Source organism: Enterococcus sp. DIV1368d (assembly GCF_050542975.1).
Lineage (GTDB): Bacteria > Bacillota > Bacilli > Lactobacillales > Enterococcaceae > Enterococcus_D > Enterococcus_D casseliflavus.
Window position 1 is genome coordinate 312,170 of the sequence record NZ_CP172939.1, and the last position, 11,486, is coordinate 323,655.

The following is an 11,486-nucleotide window of genomic DNA, read 5'->3' on the forward strand; positions in this document are numbered from 1 at the left end:
GATATGATTAAACTGATTGCGATCGATTTAGACGGAACGTTATTGAATGACAAAAAAGAAGTGACTCCTCGCAACAAAGAGGTACTTGCTCGTGCCAAAGCACAAGGCGTAAAAATCGTCATTTGTACGGGACGTCCGTTGCGGGCGATCCGTCCCTATTTAGAAGAATTATCGCTGAAAGAACCCGGCGACTACAGTATCACCTTTAACGGCGGTTTGGTTCAAAAAAATGAGACTGGCGAGATCATTGAAAAAGCAGCGATGCAGCTGGCAGATATCCATGAATTGGTTTCAGTGGCGGAAGACTTAAATTTGCCTCTAGACGTGGTATCCGAAGAGATCGTCTTGAGTTTGCCGACTTCAGCAGCGCATCCATCGATTTATGGCTCCTTGAATCCTTTATTGGATTGTCGTCCTTTTGCCGTAGCTGATCTGGATGAATCGATGCTCTATAATAAAGCGGTGATCGCCTACCATCAGGAAGTTTTGGATCCTAAGATCCCTGAGATTTCCTCAGAGATCCGCGAGAAATATGAAATCATCAAAAGCCGGAATAACCTGTTGGAATTTATGCCTAAAGGAATCACCAAAGCCTATGGTATCAGCCTATTGGCGCAAGATTTAGGGATCAAGCAAGAAGAAGTGATGGCGATCGGTGATGAAGAAAATGACTTGCCGATGATTCGCTATGCAGGGATTGGCGTAGCGATGGCCAATGCCGTGCCAATCATTAAAGAGGCAGCTGACGTTGTCACCGTTTCAAACCAAGAAGACGGTGTGGCAGCAGTGATTGAAGAATATGTCTTAAAAGGAGGTGCGTAAGATGGGATTTTTTGACAAAATCAAAAAAGCGCTGATTGGAGAAACCAAAGAAGCAGAGCAAGAAACCGACAAACCGTTAGTCGATGCTGACTCACCAGAGGCACAGCGTTCAGAAGAAAGCCAGCCAGCACAAACACCTGCTGAACAAGGCGCTTCAGAACCAGTGGCCCCTAGAGAAGCCACCGATGAATCAAGTGATTTGGACCCAGAGCAAGAAACTGCTGAAGCGTCCCCGCAGCAAGAAGCAACGACAGCGAATAAAGGAGAAGAAGCACCAAGTATTCCAGAAGAAGTGGCTAAGGATACACCATCAGAGGAAGTACCAGCTTCTGAACCAATCCTTCAACCAGCGCCAGAAACGGAAAGTGTGCAGGATAAATACACCAAAGGATTGACGAAATCACGGAAAACCTTTGGGCAACGGATGAACGAATTGTTTGCCAACTTCCGTACGGTGGACGAAGACTTCTTCGAAGAAGTGGAAGAAACCCTGATCGGCGCAGACGTCGGCTTTGATGCGGCGATGAAGATCGCGGATGCATTGAGGCAAGAAGTCAAATTGCGTAATGTGAAGAAAACGGCAGATGTCCAAAATGTCATCATCGAAAAATTGGTTGACCTATATGGGGAAGCGGGTGTCGGTGAAGTCAACGAGTTGAATATGCAGTCAGGGTTGACCGTCATTTTATTTGTTGGCGTGAACGGTGTTGGAAAAACCACCAGCATCGGGAAATTAGCCCACCAATTCAAAGCCGAAGGCAAGAAAGTCTTATTGGCTGCAGCGGATACTTTCCGTGCCGGTGCCATCGATCAATTAGTGGTCTGGGGTGAACGGGCTGGTGTTGAAGTCGTTCGTGGCAATGCAGGAGGCGATCCAGCAGCAGTCGTGTTTGATGCGATGGAGCGCGCAAAACGAGAAAATGCTGACGTTTTATTAGTAGATACTGCTGGTCGTTTGCAAAACAAAGTCAATTTGATGAACGAACTAGAAAAAATCAAACGGATCATTCAACGAGTGGACCCAACGGCCCCTCATGAAGTCCTGCTCGTGTTGGATGCAACAACGGGTCAAAACGCGATGAATCAAGCAAAACAATTTAAAGAAACGACGGATGTTTCTGGTCTCGTCTTAACGAAACTTGATGGAACAGCCAAAGGGGGGATCGTCTTGGCGATCCGTAACGAGCTGCGGCTGCCAGTCAAATTAGTGGGACTCGGAGAAGGCATCAATGATTTAGAACCATTTGATCCAAATGAATTTGTCGTTGGCTTATTCAAAGGCTTGATCAAAGAATAAAAAAACAGAGCCCTGTGTTAGGTGATACACCTACACATGGCTCTCCTTTATTGTTGCTTTTGTGAGATCAAAGGGAAGAGAAAACGGGTCGTCGTCTCTTTCCACGAGCTTGACTTGTGACGTAAAGCTGAGAACACTTGGCGTGGCAAATGTGGGTACAGCGATGCACGACTTTGCCAAAAAATCAGGAAAAGCAGTTTGAAGGCTTCGTTTTCTTCTGCACTGTCTAAAAACTTTGGGAAGTATCAGGCAGAATACAACGAGTTCAACGGTAGGGAAAGATTATTTCTTAAGTTCCCCTTGGCGCTCAGTGATCATTTTTTCCAAGTTGTTCAATGTATCGATATCTTTATTGGTTTCGATAAAGTTCGTAATCAAATTCAATAAAGATTGATCAGACAATTCTGCTGCTAAGAAGTCTTCTTGGGTCACATTCGGAGAATACAACCGAGTCAAAACAGTACCGCTGTAGCCGATATCCGCTACTTTCAATAAGTCGTGGTTTTTTAGTTTACGTACGACTGCTTGAATGGTATTCTTGCTTAGATCTTGCTGTTGGACAGCAATGTCATTTGCAGAAAGAGGTTTGTCTGAATTCCAAAAGATATTCATGATTTGACGTTCGCGTTTGGTAAGATTAAGTGGCTTCATTCACTATTCTTCCTTTCAAAAAAGAGTAATATGGACATAATAATTTACTGTTCTATAAGCAGTATACTTTATTTTGAAGGTAAATATCAAATTTATTCAAGTATTTTATAAATTCTTGGTAATTTTAGTAAGAGATATTACAAGTGAGGAGCAAATTTCTGCATTTTTCACCAGTTTTCACTATAATAGATGGAAAGAAATAGCATTTGAGAAAAAAATTAGTAGAAGAACATAGAGGGCAGTCGAATGAAAATAAAAACATTGTTATCACATAAAGAGCTTTTTCCCTATTTATTGAAAGGACGCTACGGGATTGAGCGTGAAGCGCAGCGGGTGCGGCTCGATGGGACGTTTGCAGGTACCGATCATCCTAAAACATTAGGCAATCGGCGCTTCCATCCGTATATCCAAACGGATTTTTCCGAAAACCAACTGGAACTGATTACGCCCGTCGCTGATTCCGTGGATGAATTGTTCCGTTTTTTAGGGGCTATTCATGATGTAGCGTATCGTTCGATGTCAGCAGAAGAAATGCTCTGGCCATTGAGTATGCCACCGGCTTTACCAGAAAAAGAAGAAGACATCGTCATTGCTAAATTAGACCAATTTGAAGATGTGCTCTACCGCCGCTATTTAGCCAAAACATATGGTCGCCGCAAGCAAATGGTCAGTGGGATTCATTTCAATTTCGAATTTGCGGAAGACTTTTTGCAGCAGCTGTATGCTTTGTCTGAAACGAAGGAAAGCTTCCAGACGTTTAAAACGGCACTTTATTTGAAAGTAACTCGCAATTATTTGCACTATCGCTGGTTTTTGACGTATTTCTTTGGGGCGACTCCTGCTTCAGAAGCCAATTATTTTACGACAGAAAACGGACCGCAAGAACCAGTCCGTAGTATTCGCAATAGCCGCTATGGGTACACGAATCACGAAGACGTCAAGGTATCTTACGCTTCGTTAGAGACCTATCTTGCAGATATTGCCAACTTAGTGGAGACGGGAAAGCTTTCAGAAGAAAAAGAATTTTATGCGCCAGTGCGTCTACGTGGGGGAAAACGGGTCGCAGATTTAGCCTCAGCGGGTATCCGTTATATTGAGTTAAGAAATATTGACATCGATCCCTTTGCCCGCTATGGGATTTCCAAAGAGCAAGTCGCATTCTTGCATTTCTTCTTATTGTTTTTAAGTACAAAAGAAGAAGGCAGCGATGCGGATGCGTGGATCGAAGAGGGCAATCAGAAAAATGATCAGGTCGCATTAGAACATCCGCTTGCACCTTTGACTTATCAGCAAGAAGCGCAAGCGCTGATTACTGAAATGATGGACTTTGCCCAAGCCCTTGAGCTGCCGCATCCACCATTTTTAGATCAGCTCTCAGAAATGCTGGCTGAACCAGAAAGAACCTTCGCGGGACGTCTTTTCTCAGCAAGTCAAGCAACCAGTCAAGCGCAGACAGCAACAGTGCTGGGACAAAAGTATCATCAAGCTGCTTGGGAAAAACCATATCAGTTAGCTGGATTTCGAGCAATGGAATTGTCGACCCAGATCCTCTTGTTCGATGCGATCCAAAAAGGAATCGAAGTGTCGGTACTGGATGAAACGGATCAATTCTTGAAATTAGCCGTGAAAGACCACATCGAATATGTTAAAAATGCCAATATGACCAGTAAGGATCAGTACATCGTCCCATTGATCATGGCGAATAAAACGGTCACTAAAAAAATCTTAGCCGAAAATGGCTTTCATGTACCAAGTGGCGCTGAGTTCGCTTCGGCAGAAGAAGCGATCGCGTTTTATCCTCAGATTGCCCACAGCGGGTTTGTGGTAAAACCGAAAACCACCAACTATGGGATCGGTATCTCGATTTTCAAAGAAGGTGCCTCTTTAGCGGATTATCAAGCGGCGGTCGCCATTGCCTTTGCGGAAGATGATTCGATCCTCGTTGAGACTTTTTTGTCAGGGACGGAATATCGGTTCTTCGTGATCGATGGGCGAGTCGATGCGATTTTACTACGTATCCCTGCCAATGTCGTGGGTGACGGCAAGCGCACGATCACGGAACTCGTCGCAGAGAAAAATCTTGATCCATTGCGCGGCACCCATCATCGGACCCCATTAGAGCTGATCCAATTAGGGGAACTGGAACAACTGATGTTAAAAGAGCAAGGGTATCAAGTGGATTCAGTACCCGAAGAGGGGCAGATCGTTTATTTGCGAGAAAACTCGAATATCAGTACTGGCGGTGATTCTATCGATGTGACGGATGACTTCAACGATGATTACAAACAAGTAGCAGTCGATGCGGTAGCCGCATTACAAGCATCTATCAGCGGAATCGATCTGATTATTCCAGACAAAACCAAGCCAGCCAATGAACCGGGGGCTTATGGAATCATTGAAGCCAATTTCAACCCAGCGATGCATATGCACGTTTATCCATACAGCGGGAAAGGCCGACGCTTAACTATGTCTGTTTTACGCCTGTTGTTCCCTGAAGTTTTCGAGAGCTGATGGAAGTACAAAAAGCAAAGAACTGCACACTTTGGAAGGAGAGTTCCTTTCAAAGTGTGCAGTTTTTTTTATTAGGATTCAAAAGCAGCGATCTCAATCGTTTGTTTTGTTTCTTCCACCTTGAGACCCGTTCGGGCTTCCCACCATTGTTTCATTTCTTTTTCATACGTGGTAGGAAAACGTTGGATCAAGGTTAATAACGGTACGCCTTGAATCGAGGCGTAGGGAAAGTTTAAAACCAGATTGTACTTCAGTTCCGACAGGAGGCTATAATATTGAAACATCATAAAGTTCATTTCATTCTTATCCTCCAGCAGGAGTACTTTCGGAGCGCGATCCAGCATAAAACCCAAGCTGCGCATCATGAACAATACGCCATCTAGATGGCTGGATTCGATCGTGGGTGCCGTTTTTAACAAATCGATATGCAGATCCAAAGCATCAAGCAGTTCTTTCTTTAATGAAAGGTAGGGCGGTGTTGATTGTTCCATGATAGTTCCTCCTTTTAATGGAAAAGACGTTTCCAAAATGACGTTTTCTCTGGTTGTTCCTGCTCTTTATCCGATGGAGCGGCAGCTGCAGGGAATTTTTTTTCGATATCGATGACGTCTTCATTGACGGCTTCTTTCCCAGCAATCAGCAAGCCGATACTGTCTGGACCAGCATCTTGGGCATCGGAGACGATCCGAAATTCCATCTGTTGCTTGGTCAGTAAAGTGATGTAATCGGTCTGGATCGATTCTGGCAATTTTCCGTTAAGCAGCACGAGCGCTCCTTGATAATCTGGTAAGGCGTTCAAGAGCGTTTTCTGGTTGTCCTTCTTCTTCATTTCTGTTACTGTCATACTAAGATAACACCGTTCACGAAACGTGCCTAAATACTTGCGCTGTTCATCTGGGTTGACGCGAGGCGTCCCATACATTCCTGTATCAAGGCGTTTTTCTAATTCGTCTGACATTGAAGTATCCTCCTCAAAGCGTTTACTTATGCTTATTATAGCATATCCAGCAAATAGCAAAAGAGGGGTGCGATCGTGAGAGAGTATTGACAGAAAGTAGGGATCCTATGACAACAAAAGAACGACATTTGCTATTGTTAGCAGAAAATCAACGGTTGGAGACACCGAGGCTGCTCTTGCGTCCTGTTTCCTTGGCAGATGCAGCAGACATGTTTGCCTATGCAAATGATGAAGAAACGACGACATTCGTCTTTGCTAGACATGGGTCGGTTGAAGAAACAAAACTACGCATCGCCGAGTATTTTGTTGCTGCACCCTTAGGAAAATTTGCGATCGAAGAAAAAGACTCAGGAAAAATGATCGGGACCATCGATTTGCGGGTAGAATCAGAAAAAGAGATCGCTGAGCTCGGTTATACATTGAGTCGCGATTATTGGGGGCAAGGGATTATGCCAGAAGCGGCAATGGCGCTGCTGCATTTCGGTTTTGAAACACTCGAATTGATTCGAATTTTTGCTCGACATGATGCCCGAAATCCCAAGTCTGGACGGGTCATGGAGAAAATTGGGATGAAATTGGAAGCAACGATCCCAGCTGCCCGCAAATCGGGTGAAGAAATCATCGATGAAGTCACGCGTGGCATCACCCTTGAGGAATGGAAAAAACGTATCATGTAAAGGAGGGCTCTCGTCATGGAACTGAACATTGAGCCAGCAGCAATTGAAAAAATAACCCCTTATGTGCAGCCAGATGATCGTCTCTACTTGGATTTTGAAGACGGCGTTGGTCCGTTTCCTGCAACGGAGATCACCTGCCGTTTGGACATCCATTTTCGCCTGATCATCGTGCCGCAAAGCTATCCAGAAGAAGGATTGGCGATCTACGACACCCCTTTAACGACACCATTAGGCACGATTTGGTTGAAGCAAGGGGCTCAGGTGTATTTAGAAGAACAGACTCGGATGCAGGTGGAACCGACCTATCAACGGTTGCAATTGGTGGGAAATAGCGGGATCTTAGCTAACGATGTCCAATTGTTACGGATCGAAAAGCAGACGGCGGGCCGCTGAGATGGGCACGCTGGCGGTTATTAGCGACTTGCACGTCGATATCAACCAATTATTTGATCCCCATCTGCAGCTGATCGCTGATTATTTGCAGCAAAATCAGGTGACCCATCTGCATCTGGCAGGAGATGTGGCGAATAAAAAGCAACGGCTATTAGACGTGGTCGCATTTTTTCAAAGTCGACAGGTGCCAACGACCTTTCATTGGGGCAATCATGAAATGGTGGACTTGACGGAACAAGAGATCGAGGCTTTCGATGATCCCGCCTTTCTTAATTTTCAGACGTATCGCTTATCAGAAAAAACACAGCTGTTGGGAATCAATGGCTGGTATGACTACCAATATTCTGATCTGACCAGTGAAGCTGAGATCTTGCGGCTGAAAAATTTGTTTTGGTATGACCGCATGATTCAACGAAAGGGATCGGATAAGGAGATCAGCCAAGCCATCAATGAGCGTTTAGCGGAAACATTGGCCCATTTGCCGCAAGACCAAGAAATTTTTCTTTCTACGCATTTTGTGCCCCAAGAAGCGTTTATTGTGCGGCAGACCGGCAAGTACGCCCGCTGGAACCACCTAAATGCTTTTTTGGGGTCGCCTGATTTTGGCGCAGTGATCGACCAGTACGCCAATGTGCGGGCAGTCGTCTTTGGGCATACCCATCGACGCTTTGAGAAAAAAGAACTTGCGGGAACCAGCTACTATTGCCGTCCCTTCGGCTACTATTATGAATGGCAGTTGACCCGACGCTTCGTTTTGGAAAATCACTTAGCAGAAGCATATTCTCCAACGAAAGTTCGGACGCTGCTGCGAAACCATCATGAGGCATTTGAGGACTATAAAACGGCGCATCTTGTAGAGGAATTGGCGCAAGCGATCACGCTGCTGCCGTATTAGCGCAGCAAACGAGTTCTGCTTGTTTTCGTAATTGATTTTCCAAGCAATTTAAACCATTAGAAGAAACACACAAAGGAGAAAAATCATGACATTTGAAGAAATCTTACCAGAATTAAAAGCTGGCAAAAAAATCATTCGTGAAGGTTGGGGCGGCTTTGAACTTTATGTGACATTCGTTGAAGGCGAAGTCTACGACAATGCCCCAGTCACCCCTTACTTTTTGATCAAAACAGCAGATGAGGGATTCTCGAGTTTCGCACCGACTGTTTGCGACATTCTTGCGGAAGATTGGAAAATCGTGGAATGACGGCAGCGTGGATCGATGGCAAAACGATTGTGTTTGTCACAGGGGCTGCTTCAGGCATCGGTAAAGCGCAAGCAGAGGCGTTTCTTGCAGAAGGCGCTCAAGTATTTGGTGTTGACTGCCAATCGTTTCCTGATTCGCTTTTAGCCCAGCCCCGCTTTTTCGGCACATGTTGTGACTTAGCGGTGAAAGAAAATTGTCTTGCAGCGGTCCAAGCTTGTGTGACGCACTTTGGCGGTATCACGGTCTTGTTAAATACAGCAGGAAAGCTTGACGGCTATCATACGATCGCTGAGACGACGTCAATGGAGTGGGAGGAGATATTTCAAACCAATGTCTCCAGCATGTTTTATTTAACGAAAGAAATTTTGCCGCTGATGCAAGCCAATGGCGGCGGAACGATCATCAATATGGCGTCGATCGCTGGAATGGTCGCAGGTGGGGGCGGGATCGCCTATACAACCGCAAAACACGCGATCGTCGGGTTTACCAAACAGTTGGCATTGGATGTTGCAGATCAAGGGATCTCGGTGAAGGGCATCGCGCCCGGTGCGATTCAAACGCCGATGAATGCGGCTGATTTTGCCGGTGACGGGAAAATGGCGCAATGGGTAGCAGAAGAGACGCCAGTCAAGCGTTGGGCGCAACCAGAAGAAGTTGCAGCACTGACCCTTTTTCTAGCCAGTCCGCAAGCTAGTTACTTGCAGGGGGCGATCGTGCCCATCGACGGTGGTTGGACCTTGAAATAACTAGCCTGAACCCATTAGAGGAGGACGCCAATGAAGGAACAAGCGATCCAGAACTTGTTTGCAAAAAATCGTGAATGTCGACAACTGCTTACGATCATTGAAGCGCTGCAGCTGTCGGATTGCTGGCTGTGTGCTGGGTACCTGCGGAATTATTTATGGGGGTTTCTCAGTGGGAAAATAGCGGAGGTGCCGCTGACCGATATTGATGTCGTGTTTTATGATCCGACTGTAAGCATAGAAGAAACAGCAGCGATCGAAGAGCAACTGCGCCGCTCGTTTCCCGAATTTCCTTGGGAGGTTCGTAACCAAGCGTTGATGCACCAGCACAATTTTGCCGAGGAGCCGCCTTATACAAGTACCTTCGATGCTTTAACGAAGTTTCCAGAGCGTTGTACAGCGGTAGCGGCACGAATGAATCAAGGCAAGCTTGAATTGATGGCGCCTTTTGGCTGGCAGGATATTTGCAGTTTTCGGGTGCGTCCAACACCGCATTTTGCCCAAAATGAACAGTATCTTGCGGTTTATCGACAACGCCAAGCGATGAAGCAGTGGCAGAAAATTTGGCCGCAGCTCTCGAATGAAGAGGGGAAGAAATAAAAAAGAACACTCGCGTGATGCGGCGATTTCCAGAAGTTAGACGAAAAAGCTAACTGATGGGAATCGCTGCATATGACGCGAGTGTTTTTTATTAACGTAAAGCCAATGGTTGCGCCAAGCGGTTTCTTAAAAAGATACCTAGATAAGCTGCGGCAACGGCTTTGATGATCCCAGGGATAATAAACAGAACAAAGCCACCGTTAAAGGCAGCCGGCCATGCCATGCCCGTGCTCCATTTCAGCCATAATGTACCAAACAACAAAGTTGCCAGCGCACCGACAATATTGCCGATCACTGCTCCTGTGTAGTGAAACGCTGTTTTTTCTACGATCAATCCAGTAAGCAATCCATTAAAGAGGAAGCCAACTAAATAGCCGCCAGTTGGTCCTAACAAAACACCGACACCGCTGGAAAAACCAGCGAAAACGGGCAAACCGATCAATCCTAACAGCAAGTAGATGACGATCGCCATCGTTCCAGTTCGCGTGCCGAGGAAAGTCACCGCCAGCCCGATCGCAAAGGTTTGTCCTGTCAATGGGATCAAACCTAATGGAATCGTCAGTTGGGAAAGACCAGCAATAATGATCGCAAATAAAGCGGCATGGATTTGTTCACGTAATGATAATTTCATCGAATCCTTCTCTCTAATAATAATTTCGTTAACCTGAAATTAATTTATTTGGTTAACGAAATTATAAACGGTGGTTTACCAAAAGTAAAGAAGAATCTTGTTTTTTTAGTGTCCTTTTTTAAAAAGGACAATCAAGTTCTTTGAGGAGAGGAAAGGGGCGATCTCTTCCAGCTCATCTGTTGAGAAGGGCAGTGCTTGAACGAGCCGGCAGATCGTTGCTTCTGTCAGAAACGGCAGCAGTTCTTCGATTTCATCATAAGCCAAGCGTTCTGCTGCGGCAACGTTTGGCTGTTCCAGGGCGGTCAGCAGGAGTTCATCCAGATACGGCGCAGGTAAAAAGGGCAGCAGTTCTTCAATCTCAGAAAAGCAGAAGTCAGGATTTTCAAGCCAGCCTTTGATTTCTCCCGCCAAAAAGTTGGGGGGTAAAAAGGGCGCCGCCTCTTCCCAAAAAGCCATGGAATAGTGCTTACCTTTCAGGAGCTCTTCTACTTGGGACTTTTTCAAAAACGGCAGGAGTTCTTCCAGTACCTCTTCTGGGATATTCTCGGCACCATTTAGCAGGTGCTGCAAGTCTGCGCTGGTCAAATGAGGTGCTAGCCTAGGCAATAAGTCTAAATCTAAAGAAGTTTCTTGAAACGGTTCTTCTTGAATCAACGCTGACAATTCTTGCGGTTTGATCAGCGGAGCTAGTTCGGCGATTTCTTCTGGCTGTGCGGTTCCCGCTTGATAATGTTGCACCGCAGCTGCTGGCTTTCCTAACAGCTCATCGATGGATAGGTCTAAAATCGCTGCTAGCTGCGGCAATTTTTCAATGTCCGGCAGTGAGTTGCCCCGCTCCCAATTACTGACCGCCTGATAGCTGACAAGTAACTGGTCGGCCAAGTTGCTTTGGGTCAGGTTTTTTTCTTTGCGTTTGGCAGCGATCTGCTGACCGATTTTTCTCATGTTGAATTCACTCATAAATGAATTCCCCCTTTCATGCTCTAAGTATAGTTTCTCAA

General features: G+C 45.7%; 14 protein-coding genes. 9 read left to right on the top strand and 5 right to left on the bottom strand.

Going from position 1 to position 11,486, the window contains the following annotated elements:
- The first annotated feature begins 3 nt into the window (after positions 1–3).
- Both IGJ44_RS01490 and ftsY read left to right on the top strand, forming a co-directional pair.
- Entirely contained in the window at positions 4–822 is an 819-nt protein-coding gene (locus tag IGJ44_RS01490) for a Cof-type HAD-IIB family hydrolase (RefSeq protein ID WP_005227138.1), read from the top strand.
- Position 823: 1 nt separating this feature from the next.
- Positions 824–2,119: a signal recognition particle-docking protein FtsY gene (gene ftsY / locus IGJ44_RS01495; RefSeq protein ID WP_167826628.1), complete on the top strand. Its 1,296-nt coding sequence runs from the start codon at positions 824–826 to the stop codon at positions 2,117–2,119.
- A 282-nt stretch (positions 2,120–2,401) separates the two neighbouring features.
- On the opposite strand, the gene IGJ44_RS01500 is transcribed toward ftsY, so the two are convergent.
- Positions 2,402–2,770 carry a BlaI/MecI/CopY family transcriptional regulator gene (locus tag IGJ44_RS01500; protein WP_005227140.1) on the bottom strand — a complete coding sequence of 123 codons (369 nt, stop codon included), beginning with the start codon at positions 2,768–2,770 and terminating at the stop codon, positions 2,402–2,404.
- Between the two features lie 246 nt (positions 2,771–3,016).
- Here IGJ44_RS01500 and gshAB point away from each other — a divergent pair, with 246 nt between their 5' ends.
- Positions 3,017–5,281: a bifunctional glutamate--cysteine ligase GshA/glutathione synthetase GshB gene (gene gshAB, locus IGJ44_RS01505; protein ID WP_167826629.1), complete on the top strand. Its 2,265-nt coding sequence runs from the start codon at positions 3,017–3,019 to the stop codon at positions 5,279–5,281.
- Between the two features lie 71 nt (positions 5,282–5,352).
- On the opposite strand, the gene IGJ44_RS01510 is transcribed toward gshAB, so the two are convergent.
- Positions 5,353–5,772 (bottom strand): hypothetical protein, encoded by a 420-nt coding sequence (locus IGJ44_RS01510; RefSeq protein ID WP_005227142.1) that lies wholly within the window; start codon positions 5,770–5,772, stop codon positions 5,353–5,355.
- Between the two features lie 14 nt (positions 5,773–5,786).
- The gene (locus tag IGJ44_RS01515) at positions 5,787–6,239 is read right to left on the bottom strand and encodes a YueI family protein (RefSeq protein WP_010748630.1); all 453 of its coding nucleotides are present in this window, start codon (positions 6,237–6,239) and stop codon (positions 5,787–5,789) included.
- A 107-nt stretch (positions 6,240–6,346) separates the two neighbouring features.
- On the opposite strand from IGJ44_RS01515, the gene IGJ44_RS01520 reads away from it, so the two are divergent.
- The 6 genes from IGJ44_RS01520 to IGJ44_RS01545 all read left to right on the top strand — a co-directional run bounded on the left by IGJ44_RS01520 (position 6,347) and on the right by IGJ44_RS01545 (position 9,854).
- Entirely contained in the window at positions 6,347–6,916 is a 570-nt protein-coding gene (locus IGJ44_RS01520; RefSeq protein WP_005227144.1) for a GNAT family N-acetyltransferase, read from the top strand.
- A 15-nt stretch (positions 6,917–6,931) separates the two neighbouring features.
- Complete coding sequence (locus IGJ44_RS01525) at positions 6,932–7,309, top strand: iron-sulfur cluster biosynthesis family protein (protein ID WP_005227145.1); 378 nt, start codon at positions 6,932–6,934, stop codon at positions 7,307–7,309.
- 1 nt (position 7,310) lies between these two features.
- Positions 7,311–8,204: a metallophosphoesterase gene (locus tag IGJ44_RS01530; RefSeq protein ID WP_010748632.1), complete on the top strand. Its 894-nt coding sequence runs from the start codon at positions 7,311–7,313 to the stop codon at positions 8,202–8,204.
- 85 nt (positions 8,205–8,289) lie between these two features.
- Positions 8,290–8,511 (top strand): DUF2829 domain-containing protein, encoded by a 222-nt coding sequence (locus tag IGJ44_RS01535; RefSeq protein ID WP_005227147.1) that lies wholly within the window; start codon positions 8,290–8,292, stop codon positions 8,509–8,511.
- On the top strand, positions 8,508–9,257 hold the full coding sequence (locus IGJ44_RS01540; protein WP_159161094.1) for a 3-oxoacyl-ACP reductase: 750 nt from the start codon (positions 8,508–8,510) through the stop codon (positions 9,255–9,257). The genes IGJ44_RS01535 and IGJ44_RS01540 overlap by 4 nt, the downstream gene beginning before the upstream one ends.
- A 30-nt stretch (positions 9,258–9,287) precedes the next feature.
- Positions 9,288–9,854 carry a nucleotidyltransferase family protein gene (locus IGJ44_RS01545; RefSeq protein WP_167826630.1) on the top strand — a complete coding sequence of 189 codons (567 nt, stop codon included), beginning with the start codon at positions 9,288–9,290 and terminating at the stop codon, positions 9,852–9,854.
- Between the two features lie 91 nt (positions 9,855–9,945).
- Here IGJ44_RS01545 and IGJ44_RS01550 read toward each other — a convergent pair whose 3' ends face one another.
- Entirely contained in the window at positions 9,946–10,485 is a 540-nt protein-coding gene (locus tag IGJ44_RS01550) for a biotin transporter BioY (RefSeq protein WP_086338959.1), read from the bottom strand.
- 105 nt (positions 10,486–10,590) lie between these two features.
- The gene (locus tag IGJ44_RS01555; RefSeq protein ID WP_430606050.1) at positions 10,591–11,445 is read right to left on the bottom strand and encodes a helix-turn-helix domain-containing protein; all 855 of its coding nucleotides are present in this window, start codon (positions 11,443–11,445) and stop codon (positions 10,591–10,593) included.
- Between the last annotated feature and the right edge of the window lie 41 nt (positions 11,446–11,486).

What these genes read in the sequence shown, in the direction of transcription:
- IGJ44_RS01490 (WP_005227138.1), top strand. Translation starts at nt 4, where the DNA reads ATGATTAAACTGATTGCGATCGATTTAGACGGAACGTTATTGAATGAC.
- ftsY (WP_167826628.1), top strand. Translation starts at nt 824, where the DNA reads ATGGGATTTTTTGACAAAATCAAAAAAGCGCTGATTGGAGAAACCAAA.
- IGJ44_RS01500 (WP_005227140.1), bottom strand. Translation starts at nt 2,770, where the DNA reads ATGAAGCCACTTAATCTTACCAAACGCGAACGTCAAATCATGAATATC.
- gshAB (WP_167826629.1), top strand. Translation starts at nt 3,017, where the DNA reads ATGAAAATAAAAACATTGTTATCACATAAAGAGCTTTTTCCCTATTTA.
- IGJ44_RS01510 (WP_005227142.1), bottom strand. Translation starts at nt 5,772, where the DNA reads ATGGAACAATCAACACCGCCCTACCTTTCATTAAAGAAAGAACTGCTT.
- IGJ44_RS01515 (WP_010748630.1), bottom strand. Translation starts at nt 6,239, where the DNA reads ATGTCAGACGAATTAGAAAAACGCCTTGATACAGGAATGTATGGGACG.
- IGJ44_RS01520 (WP_005227144.1), top strand. Translation starts at nt 6,347, where the DNA reads ATGACAACAAAAGAACGACATTTGCTATTGTTAGCAGAAAATCAACGG.
- IGJ44_RS01525 (WP_005227145.1), top strand. Translation starts at nt 6,932, where the DNA reads ATGGAACTGAACATTGAGCCAGCAGCAATTGAAAAAATAACCCCTTAT.
- IGJ44_RS01530 (WP_010748632.1), top strand. Translation starts at nt 7,311, where the DNA reads ATGGGCACGCTGGCGGTTATTAGCGACTTGCACGTCGATATCAACCAA.
- IGJ44_RS01535 (WP_005227147.1), top strand. Translation starts at nt 8,290, where the DNA reads ATGACATTTGAAGAAATCTTACCAGAATTAAAAGCTGGCAAAAAAATC.
- IGJ44_RS01540 (WP_159161094.1), top strand. Translation starts at nt 8,508, where the DNA reads ATGACGGCAGCGTGGATCGATGGCAAAACGATTGTGTTTGTCACAGGG.
- IGJ44_RS01545 (WP_167826630.1), top strand. Translation starts at nt 9,288, where the DNA reads ATGAAGGAACAAGCGATCCAGAACTTGTTTGCAAAAAATCGTGAATGT.
- IGJ44_RS01550 (WP_086338959.1), bottom strand. Translation starts at nt 10,485, where the DNA reads ATGAAATTATCATTACGTGAACAAATCCATGCCGCTTTATTTGCGATC.
- IGJ44_RS01555 (WP_430606050.1), bottom strand. Translation starts at nt 11,445, where the DNA reads ATGAGTGAATTCAACATGAGAAAAATCGGTCAGCAGATCGCTGCCAAA.